This is a genomic window from Shigella sp. FC1661 (assembly GCF_001712525.1).
GTDB lineage: Bacteria > Pseudomonadota > Gammaproteobacteria > Enterobacterales > Enterobacteriaceae > Escherichia > Escherichia coli.
Genome location: NZ_MDGW01000033.1, coordinates 24,278 through 38,486, shown reverse-complemented (window position 1 = coordinate 38,486; position 14,209 = coordinate 24,278). Strand labels below are relative to the sequence as shown.

The window sequence follows — 14,209 nt, the reverse complement described above, 5'->3', positions numbered from 1 at the left end:
TTTGCCGTTACGCACCACGCCTTCAGTAGCGGAGCAGGAAGGACATCTGATGGAAATGGAAGCCACGCAAGCACCTTAAAATCACCATCATACACTAAATCAGTAAGTTGGCAGCATTACCCAGATAGTCATCATGCTGCCAACGACTGTACCCTAAAATCGGGTGTTCCAGACGTTTTTTTAATGTTCTGATGATAGCTTCCGGTATCGGAAGATCCATATCTGAAATAGAGAATGGTAATACATCTTTTACACCAAATCTGTCTTCACAAAAGTCCCATTGTGTGCAATATGTTCCTTTACGAGAAATTGAGGTATTAAAAATATCCATCAACATATCCCCATGTAATTATCCATATCCCGACGTAGGGCGATGACTTTTGTACCGATAATGACTTGTAAGGTATTTTGATCAAGTTTCACAACCGCAATTCCTCCGGCCCTTTTTATTGCAGCCTCATCTATCAATCCCATATCCGCGATAGTTAAACGCAAACGAGTTACACAATTATCCAGTGATTTAATATTTTCTTTACCACCCAGAGCCTTAACCATTTGCTCCGCTGCCTGCAACTCTGATTTATCATGAACTGGGATGTTAGCTATTGCAGTTTCTTCGTGAGCGTTCAGCGTGACAGGACTGGACTCTTCACGGCCTACAGTCATCAGGTTAAATTTGAGAATGGTCCAACGGAACACAAAGTAATAAATGAAGAAATAAGCCACTTCAACACATACCGCTAATGGCCATCCCGTTCTTGTGCCACGTAAGACACCAAAGCTAATAAATTGAATCAGATCGCCAGTAAAGCCCATCTTCACGCCCATATATGGCAGAACCATGTTAGCCAATCCATTCATAAAGGCATGGAAGACAAACAACAGCGGGCTGACAAATAAGAACAGAAATTCAATCGGCTCGCTGACGCCGCCAATAATTACCGTGAGCACACCGGAAATCAGCAATGCTTTGATAGCCCTTCTGTTTTGAGCATGAGCAGTGCGATACATCGCCAGCGCGGCGCCAGCCAGACCATACTGAATCATCAGTTTGCCCTGCTCCATTTTCCCCGCCAAATCCAGCGGAATGACCGCATTCTCTTTGACGTATGCCATAAACATGTTCAGGGTGCCGTAATACTCTTCACCGCCAATCACTGCCGATCCGCCGATTGGGGTAAAGCGGAAAACTGATGTCACCAAGTGATTTAAGCCAAAAGGTATCGTCACGCGTTCGGCAACAGCATAGAAGAAATAACCAACAGGACCGGAAGTTGAAATCCAGTGACCAATGAGCATGAAAAGATTGAAAAATGGCGGCCAGATAAAAGGAATGATCAGACCAAATCCACTCATCACAATCAGTGTAATGATAGGCACAAGGCGTGGGCCACTATAAAACCCTAATGATTCAGGAATACGTAAGTTAACGATCTTTTTATACATGCTGGCGACTAATAACCCTGCCACAATCCCACCCAACACGCTGGTATTGTAGGACTGGATCCCGAGTATGATGGTTTGCCCATGTGTCGACATTTGGTCAGCAGCTACCAATAAGTCGTGCTGTTTAAGATAAAAGTTCGTTCCAAGATGCATCGCCATAAAGCCAATTAAGCCAGAAAAAGCGCCATAGGCTTTATCATCTTTCTCTTTTAATAATCCCAAAGGTATAGCTATCGCAAACAATACAGGTAAATTAACGAAGGCAAACAAACCAAGGCTAACAATAAAATCAAGTATGGTTTTAATTAACGGAATAGCCAACACTGGAATGAATTTTGCCATATCATCGCTGGCTAAACCACTTCCCAGCCCTAACATCATACCACATACACTTAACAGAGCGATGGGATACATAAATGCCTTCCCAGGCTCTGAAAAAAACTCCAGGATTTCTTTTGTTTCATACTGGTTATCTCATGAAAATGTTATGTATAATTAGTCCATTAATACTTTGATGCGAATAGAAAGATATAGTTTCTCTTCCAGAATCAAATCATATTTAAAAGTTGCGTACAGATATCTTTCAATTTCATGAATGGCACGTTGTAACTGAAAATCTTTTTCAAGAAACTGCTCATAGATATCACCAATATTTTTCTGTTTTATTTTTTTCATTACATAACACACGACTAGAAAAATATTTAAGGTGCATCATAAATCTGGAGTAGTTAAATGAACTTCTGTCCACCCTTCTGTTATAAACAACTTCAATAAGCTCCGTGATTTTTTGAGACAGCTCAATAATCCTTACTGATTCATAATCAACTGAATTTTCATAATTATTTAAAATATGCAATGCTATAAAACCAATCTCATCATCCGGTAGTTGAACGCTAAATTGCTCATTAATGATTGTTAATGCATCACGACTTATTGCATACTCTGCTTTGTACAACGCTTTGATTTCCTCAAGGAAAACATTATTAATTTGTATGCCTGAGACGACTCGGGATATTGCATTCGAAATGTGATCAGCAAGAATCAGTAGTAGCGATGGATTGAGTTTTTTTTCGAGATTACTCTCCGCATAATGCACTATCTTTTCGGCAACAAAAATATACTCAATACCCACATGCTCAATCAATTTGTAGAGTTTATTTTTTTGCTCATTTCTGACATAAAAAATCCGGTTTGCAGGATGCTCAGGGACCGACATACCATATTTTTTATTGTAACCAACGCCAGGCCCAGAAATGATAACCTCCTGTCCGTTCACCGATGCCTGTACACAATTATTGTTCATGACTTTTTCGATGATCATTCCATGGCTCCCAAAAAAAAAGCAAGGCATGTCAGAAGTAATAATTACTTCAAACATTGCCTTGCTGATTTAACAGTTACAAGATAATTAACTAATGCGTATACTTTACACGGAATTGTGCTTAATAAAAGAGATGACAGACTTATTTTTTAAGCCGATATTCAAATATTCGACAGCAGTCACAAAACCATCGTTCAACATTTATGTAAATAATATTTATTCAATGAAACATAAATTCATTGAATAAATTAAAAACATCATCCCCTTCTCGCCAGCGTCGCCCCATCGGCAAAATACGCTTTAATCCCCGCAAGAATAGACTCCGCAACTTCCTGCTGGAAAGTCGCCGTTTTCAGTTTACGCTCTTCCTCAACGTTACTGATAAACGCCGTTTCGACCAGAATGGAGGGAATATCTGGTGCCTTTAGTACGGCAAACCCGGCCTGTTCAACTTGATTTTTATGCAGCTTGTTGATTTTACCGAGCTTATTCAGTACCGCTTTACCAAACTTCAGGCTGTCGGCAATGGTCAGCGACTGCACCATATCGAACATGGTGTGGTCGACATAGCGGTCACCGCTTTTGCTCACGCCACCAATCAAGTCCGAGGCGTTCTGGGTTTGTGCCAGATATTTTGCCGCAGTACTGGTTGCACCTTTGGTTGAGAGCGCAAACACAGAGGAACCGCTCGGCTGACGACTGGTAAAGGCGTCGGCATGGATAGAGACAAACAGGTCAGCACGCTGTTTTTGGGCTTTTGCTACGCGCACTTGCAACGGAATGAAGATGTCTTCATTGCGCGTCATGTACACCTTCATATTGCCCTCTTTCTCGATCAGAGAGCGCAGACGGCGAGCTATTTGCAATACCACGTCTTTTTCGCGCGTTTTGTATTTCCCCACCGCACCGGAGTCTTCGCCGCCGTGGCCAGGGTCAAGCATAATAACAATAGGACGATCGCGCCCTGCTTTACCCGGTTGTGGACCACTTTGTGCTGGCGGCACCTGCTTTTCGAGGTCGCCTTTGTTGTAATCCTCCAGCAGCGCCAGCAGCGGGTCCTGCATATCCTGTGCATTGGCCGGATAGAGGTCCATCACCAGACGCTCTTTAAACCCGGCGACCGGCGCAAGGGCAAACAGCTGCGGTTTTACGTTTTGCTTTAATTCAAAAACCATCCGTACGGTCTGCGGGTCAAATTGCCCGACGCGCGCCGACTTGATGAACGGGTCGTCTGCACGAATTTGTGCCGCCATCCCCTTGAGTACCGAGTTCAGGTTTACATCTTCGATATCCACCACCACGCGTTCAGGGTTACTCAACGCGAACTGCTTATATTTCAGCTGACGATTTGATTCTACCGTCACACGGGTGTAGCTGGACGCAGGCCAGACGCGCACCGCCACGACCTGGCTGACCGCAGCCAGACTGACCTGACTTACGCTCAATAGCCACATGGCACCCGCGCCTTGCAGTAAACGACGACGGCTGATTGCAGTGTTGGATCCTGACATGCCTCTCCCGAGCAAAAGAAATCTAAGCTGTGTAACAAGTAAACGACTAATTTGACCGGAAACTTTAGCGAAAGACGCATAATCTGTCATCTAATAAACGGTAAACATTCTTTTTATATTCACGGCATTACTGATAAAAAAGTCGCTCTCGCATAAAATTTACACTTGCACCCTGCGAAAAACAGAATAAAAATACACTAATTTAGAATAATCATGCAAAGGGGTGTGCCGTGGTAAAGGAACGTAAAACCGAGCTGGTCGAGGGATTCCGCCATTCGGTTCCCTATATCAATACCCACCGGGGAAAAACGTTTGTCATCATGCTCGGCGGTGAAGCCATTGAGCATGAGAATTTCTCCAGTATCGTTAATGATATCGGGTTGTTGCACAGCCTCGGCATCCGTCTGGTGGTGGTCTATGGCGCACGTCCGCAGATCGACGCAAATCTGGCCGTGCATCACCACGAACCGCTGTATCACAAGAATATACGTGTGACCGACGCCAAAACACTGGAACTGGTGAAGCAGGCTGCGGGAACATTGCAACTGGACATCACTGCTCGCCTGTCGATGAGTCTCAATAACACGCCGCTACAGGGCGCGCATATCAACGTCGTCAGTGGCAATTTTATTATTGCCCAGCCGCTGGGCGTCGATGACGGCGTGGATTACTGCCATAGCGGGCGTATCCGGCGGATTGATGAAGACGCGATCCATCGTCAACTGGACAGCGGTGCAATAGTGCTAATGGGGCCGGTCGCTGTTTCAGTCACTGGCGAGAGCTTTAATCTGACCTCGGAAGAGATTGCCACTCAACTGGCCATCAAACTGAAAGCTGAGAAGATGATTGGTTTTTGCTCTTCACAGGGCGTCACTAATGACGACGGTGATATTGTCTCAGAACTTTTCCCTAACGAAGCGCAAGCGCGGGTAGAAGCCCAGGAAGAGAAAGGCGATTACAACTCCGGTACGGTGCGCTTTTTGCGTGGCGCAGTGAAAGCCTGCCGCAGCGGCGTGCGTCGCTGTCATTTAATCAGTTATCAGGAAGATGGCGCGCTGTTGCAAGAGTTGTTCTCACGCGACGGTATCGGTACGCAGATTGTGATGGAAAGCGCCGAGCAGATTCGTCGCGCAACAATCAACGATATTGGCGGTATTCTGGAGTTGATTCGCCCGCTGGAGCAGCAAGGTATTCTGGTGCGCCGTTCTCGCGAGCAGCTGGAGATGGAAATCGACAAATTCACCATTATTCAGCGCGATAACACGACTATTGCCTGCGCCGCGCTCTATCCGTTCCCGGAAGAGAAGATTGGGGAAATGGCCTGTGTGGCAGTTCACCCGGATTACCGCAGTTCATCACGGGGCGAGGTTCTGCTGGAACGCATTGCCGCTCAGGCGAAGCAGAGCGGCTTAAGCAAATTGTTTGTGCTGACCACGCGCAGTATTCACTGGTTCCAGGAACGTGGATTTACCCCGGTGGATATTGATTTACTGCCCGAGAGCAAAAAGCAGTTGTACAACTACCAGCGTAAATCCAAAGTGTTGATGGCGGATTTAGGGTAAGCGATGAAAATTGTCGGATGCGACATGCGTAACACTCGTGCGTCGCATCCGGCAATTACGTTTATTCCCGCGAACTAAACAACGCCGCCAGACCACTGCGCCGCTCAGTACGAGTGGCGATTGCCGCACTTAATATACGCTCATCGGCATACAGCGACAGACGGCGACGCGCGCGGGTCACCGCGGTGTATACCAGCTCTCGCGTTACTACCGGCGTGCGTTGGCTCGGTAAAATCAACGCCGCATGGTCGAACTCCGATCCCTGCGATTTATGTACCGTCATCGCCCACGTAGTTTCGTGCTCTGGCAAGCGACTCGGTTGCACAGACTTAATATTGCCGTCCGGCATCGCAAACCAGACGCGCGTCCCCTGCCCGCGATCCAGTGCAATACCGATATCGCCATTAAACAACCCAAGCGCGCTGTCATTACGGGCAATCATCACCGGTCGACCTTCGTACCAACGAGAGTGCGGATGACGATGAATTTTGCGCTTCTGTTGCATAAACTGCTCAATTCGCTCATTCAGTCCAGCCACGCCAAACGGCCCTTCCCGCAGGGCGCACAAAAGTTGGTACTCATTGAACGCCTGAATGATTAAATCCGGCTCGGCACGCGCTTGCAGCAGATCCAGATAACGTCCATAACCCGCAAGAGCTTCCTCAAGCATCGCAATATAATCTTCGCCGCTCTGTAAAAGTCGTTTTTCGATATCAGTAAAATCCTGCTGAAAAACGGTTTTCACTGCCGTTTTATCACCACGGTTGATCGCCGCAGCTAACTGACCAATGCCAGAATCGCTGCCGAAACGATAGCTTTTTTGCAGCAGGCAGAGACTGTCGCGCAAAGATGCCGCTTCTGTGCCGGTTCCTGCCGGAACGTGAGTCCCCGTCAGGCGGCTTAGCTGCCTGGCACGCTCGGCGGTAAAGCCCGCGTTGGCATAAGCGCAGATATCGCCCAGCACAGCCCCAGCCTCAACCGAGGCCAGTTGATCACGATCGCCGAGAAAGATCACTCGCGCATGATCGGGCAAGGCGTCGATCAGTCTCGACATCATAGGCAGATCGATCATTGACGCTTCATCTACCACCAGCACATCAAGATGCAGCGGGTTACCGGCATGATGACGTAAACGCTGGCTACCCGGCTGCGCGCCCAGCAATCGGTGCAAAGTGCTGGCATCTTCCGGAATGCGTTTCTTTTGTTCATCGGTCAGCGGTAACTGTCGCAAAGCCTTGCCGAGAGATTCGGTTAAGCGCGCGGCAGCTTTACCCGTTGGTGCAGCCAGACGGATACGGCAGCGTTCGCCGTCGGCCATTTGAATTAACGCTGCCAGCAACTTCGCCACGGTGGTCGTTTTACCGGTGCCTGGGCCGCCGGAAATCACCGAGATCCGCCGCGTCAGCGCCACTGCCGCTGCAACTTTTTGCCAGTTAATTTCATCGCTTACTGGAAAAAGTTTGTCCAGGGTTTGCGCCAGTAGAGCTTCATCAACCTCAATGGCATGATTCACCTCATTGAAGAAGCGCGCTACCGTCCGCTCGTTACACCACATGCGATTCAAATAAAGACGATCGCCACAGAGGATCATCGGCGTGGGTTCATCTCCCCTGCTGACCGCTTGAGAAGCCAGCAAGCATTCTTCCCAATTTTGTAGCTCACCGATTTCACTGACACAGGTCGCCAACAGCGGATGCGACGCCTCGTTATTTTCCAGTCGTGAAAGCGGCAAACAGACGTGTCCCTCTCCGGCATCATGACTTAACAGTGCCGCCGCGAGGGTGACGGCAGGATGTTCATCTCCCGCCACGGTCAGGGCAAATTGCACATCCAGCGGGCGTAGCTGTTTGTGCTCCACAGCTTCCAGTAATTGCTTTTGCAATTTCATTACGCCTCCTCCAGGGTCATACCGGCAAACATCTCATCCATCAGGGCAATCAACCCGGCGTTGGGTCGGGTTGTGTAAATCCCTTGTTGCGGATGTTCTTTATCAACGCCACGCAGGAACAGATAGATAACGCCGCCAAAGTGACGATCATAGTCGTAATCAGCAATGCGATGGCGCAGATAACGATGCAGCGCCAGGGTATAAAGCTGATATTGCAGATCATAGCGGTGTGCCTGCATCGCTGCTGCCATAGCCTGTTGGGTGTAAACCGAACTGTCTTCACCCAGCCAGTTGGATTTATAGTCGAGCAGGTAATAACGCCCTTCGTGGCGGAATACTAGGTCGATAAAGCCTTTTAACATGCCGCGTACCTGCATGAACTCCAGCGGCGGGCAGCCAGCGGATAGCGGGTCAAACTGGCGAATTAGTGCATCAAGCTGGCTGGCGATGAGCGGTTCGCTAATCGGCAGGTAAAACTCCATCTCCACCTGTTTATCGCGGTCGGAAAGCTGACTCAGGCTAACACCCTTTTCATTGAGAGGTGCCTGGAGGACAGCCGTGATCCACTCGGTCAACATCGGTTCCCACTGCGATTCAAAGCCGCCGAGTTCCAGTTTTTCCTGTACCCAGTTCGGGTCAACCGGCTGGGTAAAATCGAGGTCTTCAAACAAACTGTGCAAGAATGTCCCCGGTGACGCACCGCGCGGGAACTGATGCGGTGTTAACGTCGGTTCTTCAACGACGCTGACCACGCCTGCGGCATCAACATCCAGCCGTGGCATCAGATCCTGAGCGATACCGTGACCACGCTGCTGCAAGCCGGAGTAGCTGGTGACACGCCAGTTATCGCCGGGCAATCGTTGTAGTGTCCTCGCATTCAGTTCTGCAGTTAAAGCATCATTAACCTGCCAGGGCTGGTTATCACCAGTTTGTGCCGTTTGCCAGGCAATATCATCATCGCATAACGCTTCAATACAGGTGCGAAGCCCTGCCGCATCTTGCGGTTCCCCTTTTTGCAGCAAACGCCCGAGCGCACTTTGGTGGACGTCGGTGTCACCTTTTTTATCGCCACGACGGCGCACCAGCGGTGCAACGCCGAGACTGCAATGCCAAACCGAACGCGTTAGCGCCACGTAAAGCAAACGCAGATCTTCCGCCAGACGTTCGACCTCCGCGAGGTCGACGCTTTTTGGCGCAGCATTAAGATCCAAAACTGCCTCAAACGAGTGGCGATCGTGATAAAACGCCTGATCCTGGACGCGGAAATTGGTAATAAATGGCAACCAGACCAGCGGATATTCCAGCCCTTTCGATTTATGGATCGTGACAATCTGCACCAGATGTTTATCACTTTCGAGGCGCATTTGTTGGCTGGAGGCATTACTGTCTGGCTCGAGGATATGTTGCGATAACCAGCGTACCAGCGCATGTTCACTTTCCAGCTGCGTTCCGGCTTCTTGTAGCAGTTCGCTGATATGCAAGATATCGGTAAGACGCCGCTCACCGCCTGCCGTTGCCAGCAAGTTTTCTGCAATGTTACGCGCCGACATCAGCGCCCGCAGCATCGGCATAACGCCACGTTTGCGCCAGATTTGCCGATAACCATCGAACTCTTCAACTACCGCATCCCACGCATGTTCGTCATTATTCAGCGTTTCGATATCCAGCGCGTTCAGCCCCATCATTGACGTTGCCAGCGCACTACGCAGGGTGTTCTCACGTTCGGGCGTCATCACCGCCTGCAATAACCAAAGCATTTCCTGCGCTTCCAGAGTTTCAAAAACACTGTCGCGGTTCGAAAGGTAAACGGAAGGGATTTCCAGCAACGTTAAGGCATCGCGCACCTGGGCGGCCTCCTGGCGGCTGCGCACCAGCACACTGATGTCCGAAGCACGCACCGGACGCGCGTCGTCGCCGTTCATCAGCAACGCTTCGCCCCGCTGTCCGGCTTGTAGCCAGTCGCGGATTTGCGCAGCACATACCTGCGCCATGGTACTTTGATAGTCGCCAACGCCGCAGCTTTCGCCTTCCATCAGCCACATTTTCATCGCAGGCTGCGTTTCACCTTTAAATACAAAACGTAACGCCTGATTTTTCCCGGCTGATTTCACTGGAATAAACGGTATTTCGCGAAACATGAACGCGTCATCAGTCTGGCTGAAAAGCTTGTTCACACTGTTCACCATTCCAGGTGCGGAGCGCCAGTTGGTGTCTAAAGTGTAGTGGGCGTGAACTTCACTACGCGCCTTCATATAAGTGAAGATATCCGCACCCCGGAATGCATATATGGCCTGCTTCGGGTCGCCAATCAGCAACAATGCGGTTTCCGGCTGATGGTGCCAGATACGGCGAAAAATTCGGTACTGCTGGGGGTCGGTATCCTGAAATTCATCGATCATTGCCACCGGGAATCGCGTACGGATCGCCGCTGCCAACACCTCACCGCTTTCGCTACGCAGCGCGGAATCGAGCCGACTTAACATGTCATCAAAACCCAATTCGCCACGGCGGCGTTTTTCACGCGCTACTGTTTCGCGGATCTCAGCCAATGCGCGGGTGATCACCAGATCGCGGATCGACAATGGTTCTGCAAGCAGTTGATCGATCGCCTCAAACAGTGGATGTCGCGGGGTTTCCCCCCCGGCTTTCGTGCGATCTTCTAAGAAACGCTGGGAGAATTTTTCCAGCGACTCCGGCAACTGATAACTGTTGGTCTCTTCTTCTGCCCAGGCGCTGATCTTGTCGATCCATTTAGCCTGATTGCTACGGTTAAACTTGCGTCGATCAATACCAGAAGATTCGATCAGCGCATCCAGTTCACCCACTGCGTCGCGCCACTGCTGTTTTACCGTAGCAATACGCGCCACAATTTGCGCGTGGCGGGAAGCCAGCGTTTCATCATCGGGCGGCGGTGCTTTGATAACCGGCGCTTCGCCTTGCAGATAACGATTAATATCGCGCAGCAACGCCTGCGGCCCTTTCCAGGTTTCAAAGACGACCTGGGCTATTTCACGCGGCAGCGGGTAGCAGTGGCGACGCCAGAAATCGGCGCAGGCCTGGTAACGTAGCAGAGACTCATCTTCAATCAGCTGCTGCTCAAACAGCATGCCGGATTCAAAGGCATTCAGGTTGAGCATGCGCTGGCAAAAACCGTGAATAGTAAAGACTGCCGCTTCATCCATCTGCCGTTCGGCTAACAACAACCACTGCGCGGCTTGCGCTTTATCGTCGATCTCTTCCAGCAGACGTTCGTACAGTGGATTGTCGGTAGTTTCACGCAGACAGGCGATGCGCAACTCATGGATATTGCTACGGATACGACCACGCAATTCTGCCGTGGCAGCCTCGGTAAAGGTGACCACCAGCAGTTCTTCAACGGTCAGCGGGCGGGGAAAGGCGGCGGAACCGCCTAGTCCAAGTAACAGGCGCAAATAGAGCGCCGCAATCGTAAAGGTTTTGCCTGTGCCGGCAGAGGCTTCAATCAGGCGCTCACCCTGTAAGGGCAAGCGCAAAGGATCTAGTGTCTCGGCGACATCACTCATTCTTTTCACTCATCAGGGGCATTGTTTGCTGCAACGCGCTGACGTTCTCCCACACTTTCCAGCCTTCAGGGTGTACATATTCGGCTTTCCCGTTCTGGCTGCCGGAAATCTGCGACAGAATAGCCATGCCTTGCGGCTCGACCACCGCCTGATGGAAGAAATCAGCAAGTTTTTGCGGCGTCAGCAGTTTTATCTGGGCCACGATTTTATCACGCGAATCGAAGCGCATATTGCCGCGATCGAAATCTTTACTTAACTTCGATGCTTCTTCGCCGAGCGTTTGCGGTGCCTGCAGCATCTGGGTAATTACCGCCTGCTGGATTTGCGCAAACTCATCTGGCTTCATCGCTCGCAATTTTGCCTCTGCGGTTGGGAAAAACGCCTTGTAACGCTCCCACAAGAATGAAGGCTGTTTATCATTGCTTTGCAAAAGGAAGCCCATGCCCCACTGACGCCCCACGCTCATTGGAAACGCAAACACGGCATAGCCCAATTGTTCTTCGGTACGCAACTGATTGTAGAACCACGGCTGTACGATCTGCCCCAACAGAGAGCTATAGGCTGAGCTGGTGTATTCATCGTAGCCAGTCGGTACAAATACCGCTGCCAGTGCGGAGTCGGTGCTGTTACCGGCTTTTTCAAAGATGACGGATTGTTTTTTATCGACCACTACATCTTTGTTTCGACACCACTCTGAACCATCAGCGCCCAACTGTTTTTGCACATCGCGTGCCTGCGTTGTTGCCTGGGCCTCGGTCATGTTGCCGATAACCATAAACTCTGGTCGAGCCCCTGATTTTAAGGCGTCGCGATAGGCCAGCACCTCTTTCAACGTAATGGAGGGCAAAATTTTACGCCGTTCATCTCGCGAGAAGTACGGCACTTGCGAGAGCATCTGCGCGGGCATAATCGCCTGCTCAAACGCTTTACCCTTTTCTGCGGAATCCATCATCTGGTTATACCAAGACTTCGCCTGCTCAAGCTGATCTTCCGTAGCGGTATAGCTAAAGTACCCCTCGAGCAATGCCTGGAACAGCTGCGGCAGACGCTGGGTGTAACCATTAGCATTAACCATAAGGCCGTTGTTAGCGTTGGTGGAAAAACTTATGCCACCAACCGACGCCTGGTTGCTTAACTGATCAAGCGCCAGCCCTGCGAGATAATCATTGAGCGCAAACATCACCTGATTGCGGGCGCTGTCCATGGCTTTCGGATTACGCAAAATCAGGCTGACATCAGCTTTGGGTTCGCTGGAAAAATAACGGCTTGGCGCATACACCACGCGCAGATTCGACTCATCAACAATCAGCTCTGGATGGTCATATTTCTTCTCTGACTTAATCAGCGAGAAATCGTCAGGAATATAGGGGTTAAGCTCCGGTAAGGAGAGCGCAATATTGGCAGCTTTTTGCTGCCAGTCAGCGAAAGTTTGTTCGCTGATTTTATCGACCTGATACGGCGCATCGACAAAATAAGCCGTTTTATTGTGCGGCTCTTTCGGGCTGATATACCAGATACGCGCATTCTGCGGCGTCATCATCGCCAGACGTTCTTTTACTGCTTTAGCATCGTACCGATCGGCAATATTGACTGCATCCAGCGTATGCTCAACCGGAACGCGAATCATGGTATCTGCCAGCCATTCGACGTAATCCATATCACGGGTGATCGACGGATAACGGAAGTCGATATCCAGCACATTCGCCAGTTCATCGAAGTATTGTTTATCAATGCCTTTTTCACGTAACAGATTGAGATAGCTAAAAATTGCCGCCACAACCTGATCGCGATTAGCCAGGCCTTTATCGGTTAAAGACGCAGAGATCGCTAATACGCCGCTGTTGCCGTTGACGATAGGATCGGAGTTGGCGCTAATGCCCTCAACTAATCCCTGCTTTTGCAGCCAGTCGGAAAGTGTACCTGGGCTGCGATTACCAATCAGATAGGTAATCAATTCATCCGTTTTACTACGGAACTTCGCTGAGTTGTTATCGATGCGAAACTCAACGCGCAGAACTTTACGCGGCAGTGCCGGGACGTAATGAATGATAATGCCCTTTTGCGCGTCGGTGACTACCGGCACGGTGATTTCCGGTTTTTTGCTCTCTTTGTTCGGCACGCGACCAAAGGTGTCCGCCGCCATTTTTGCCAACTCCGGCAGCGGTTTATTGCTGTAAATAACCGCCTTCATCAGATTGGCGGAATAGTACTTCTCGTGGAAATCTTTCAGCGCCTGCTGCACCGGATTACCAGGTTTATCGCTTAAAGTTTCGAGGTTACCACCAGAAAACTTTGAACCGGGGTGTGCCGGGTTAATGGTTTCTGCGCTGACCTGTGCCATGCGCATCCCGTCACGCGTACGCGCCATGGTTAATTCAGCGTTCACCGCATTACGCTCACGTTCGGCATATTTCTTGTCGAGCAAAGGTTCAGCAATAGCATCGGCCAGGCGGTCTACCGCACCAGGCAAGGCGTCGTTCTCAACTTCCAGATAGAAAGCCGTGCGATACGGCGCAGTGCTGGCATTGTGACTACCGCCGTGCATTTTGAGATATTCGGCCAGACTGTCAGCCTGCGGGTACTTTTTCGACCCCATCAGACTCATATGTTCAAGGTAATGTGCCAGCCCCTGGTACGCCTCGGGATCTTCCAGCGACCCAACGGGCACCACCAGCGCCGAGAGCGATTTAACTGCCTGCGGATCAGAAACCAGCAAGACCACCATACCGTTATCCAGACGTATAGCCTGATACTGGCGGTTATCTTTATCACTTTTACGGATGGTTTCCTGAATCGGCTGCCATCCCGTTTCTGCCTGACTTAAGGGTGCCCAAAGGGCAACTAACAACAATAATGCTTTGAACCAAGTGCTGCGGGGCATTCACGGACCTCATAATCAACTTAATTTTCTGTCCAGATTCAACACGTTAACGCAAATC

At 50.0% G+C, this 14,209-nt stretch carries 6 protein-coding genes and 3 pseudogenes; 1 reads left to right on the top strand and 8 read right to left on the bottom strand.

Features of this window, described 5'->3' with window-relative positions; translation table 11 throughout:
- From BFF42_RS02825 to amiC, 5 genes and pseudogenes are all read right to left on the bottom strand, one after another.
- On the bottom strand, nt 1-66 hold a 66-nt coding region (locus BFF42_RS02825; protein ID WP_129927876.1), incomplete at its 3' end, for an IS1 family transposase.
- Between the two features lie 40 nt (nt 67-106).
- Nucleotides 107-331, bottom strand: a pseudogene (locus BFF42_RS02820) (hypothetical protein); the annotation flags it as partial.
- A pseudogene (locus BFF42_RS02815) lies at nt 331-1,910 on the bottom strand (PTS transporter subunit EIIC). The pseudogenes BFF42_RS02820 and BFF42_RS02815, both read right to left, overlap by 1 nt.
- A gap of 31 nt (nt 1,911-1,941) precedes the next feature.
- Nucleotides 1,942-2,767: pseudogene (locus BFF42_RS02810) on the bottom strand (PRD domain-containing protein).
- Between the two features lie 257 nt (nt 2,768-3,024).
- Entirely contained in the window at nt 3,025-4,278 is a 1,254-nt protein-coding gene (amiC, locus tag BFF42_RS02805) for an N-acetylmuramoyl-L-alanine amidase AmiC (RefSeq protein WP_000016907.1), read from the bottom strand.
- Nucleotides 4,279-4,508: 230 nt separating this feature from the next.
- Between amiC and argA the strand changes: the two genes are divergently transcribed.
- Nucleotides 4,509-5,840 (top strand): amino-acid N-acetyltransferase, encoded by a 1,332-nt coding sequence (gene argA, locus BFF42_RS02800; protein WP_000237971.1) that lies wholly within the window; start codon nt 4,509-4,511, stop codon nt 5,838-5,840.
- Nucleotides 5,841-5,901: 61 nt separating this feature from the next.
- Here argA and recD read toward each other — a convergent pair whose 3' ends face one another.
- The 3 genes from recD to ptrA are packed head-to-tail and all read right to left on the bottom strand — an operon-like array spanning nt 5,902 to nt 14,151.
- On the bottom strand, nt 5,902-7,728 hold the full coding sequence (recD, locus tag BFF42_RS02795) for an exodeoxyribonuclease V subunit alpha (RefSeq protein ID WP_000775955.1): 1,827 nt from the start codon (nt 7,726-7,728) through the stop codon (nt 5,902-5,904).
- Nucleotides 7,728-11,270, bottom strand: a complete 3,543-nt coding sequence (gene recB, locus BFF42_RS02790) for an exodeoxyribonuclease V subunit beta (protein WP_012421567.1) — start codon at nt 11,268-11,270, stop codon at nt 7,728-7,730. The genes recD and recB overlap by 1 nt, the downstream gene beginning before the upstream one ends.
- Complete coding sequence (ptrA, locus tag BFF42_RS02785) at nt 11,263-14,151, bottom strand: pitrilysin (RefSeq protein WP_001138214.1); 2,889 nt, start codon at nt 14,149-14,151, stop codon at nt 11,263-11,265. The genes recB and ptrA overlap by 8 nt, the downstream gene beginning before the upstream one ends.
- Nucleotides 14,152-14,209: the final 58 nt, after the last annotated feature.

What these genes read in the sequence shown, in the direction of transcription:
- amiC (WP_000016907.1), bottom strand. Translation starts at nt 4,278, where the DNA reads ATGTCAGGATCCAACACTGCAATCAGCCGTCGTCGTTTACTGCAAGGC.
- recD (WP_000775955.1), bottom strand. Translation starts at nt 7,728, where the DNA reads ATGAAATTGCAAAAGCAATTACTGGAAGCTGTGGAGCACAAACAGCTA.
- recB (WP_012421567.1), bottom strand. Translation starts at nt 11,270, where the DNA reads ATGAGTGATGTCGCCGAGACACTAGATCCTTTGCGCTTGCCCTTACAG.
- ptrA (WP_001138214.1), bottom strand. Translation starts at nt 14,151, where the DNA reads ATGCCCCGCAGCACTTGGTTCAAAGCATTATTGTTGTTAGTTGCCCTT.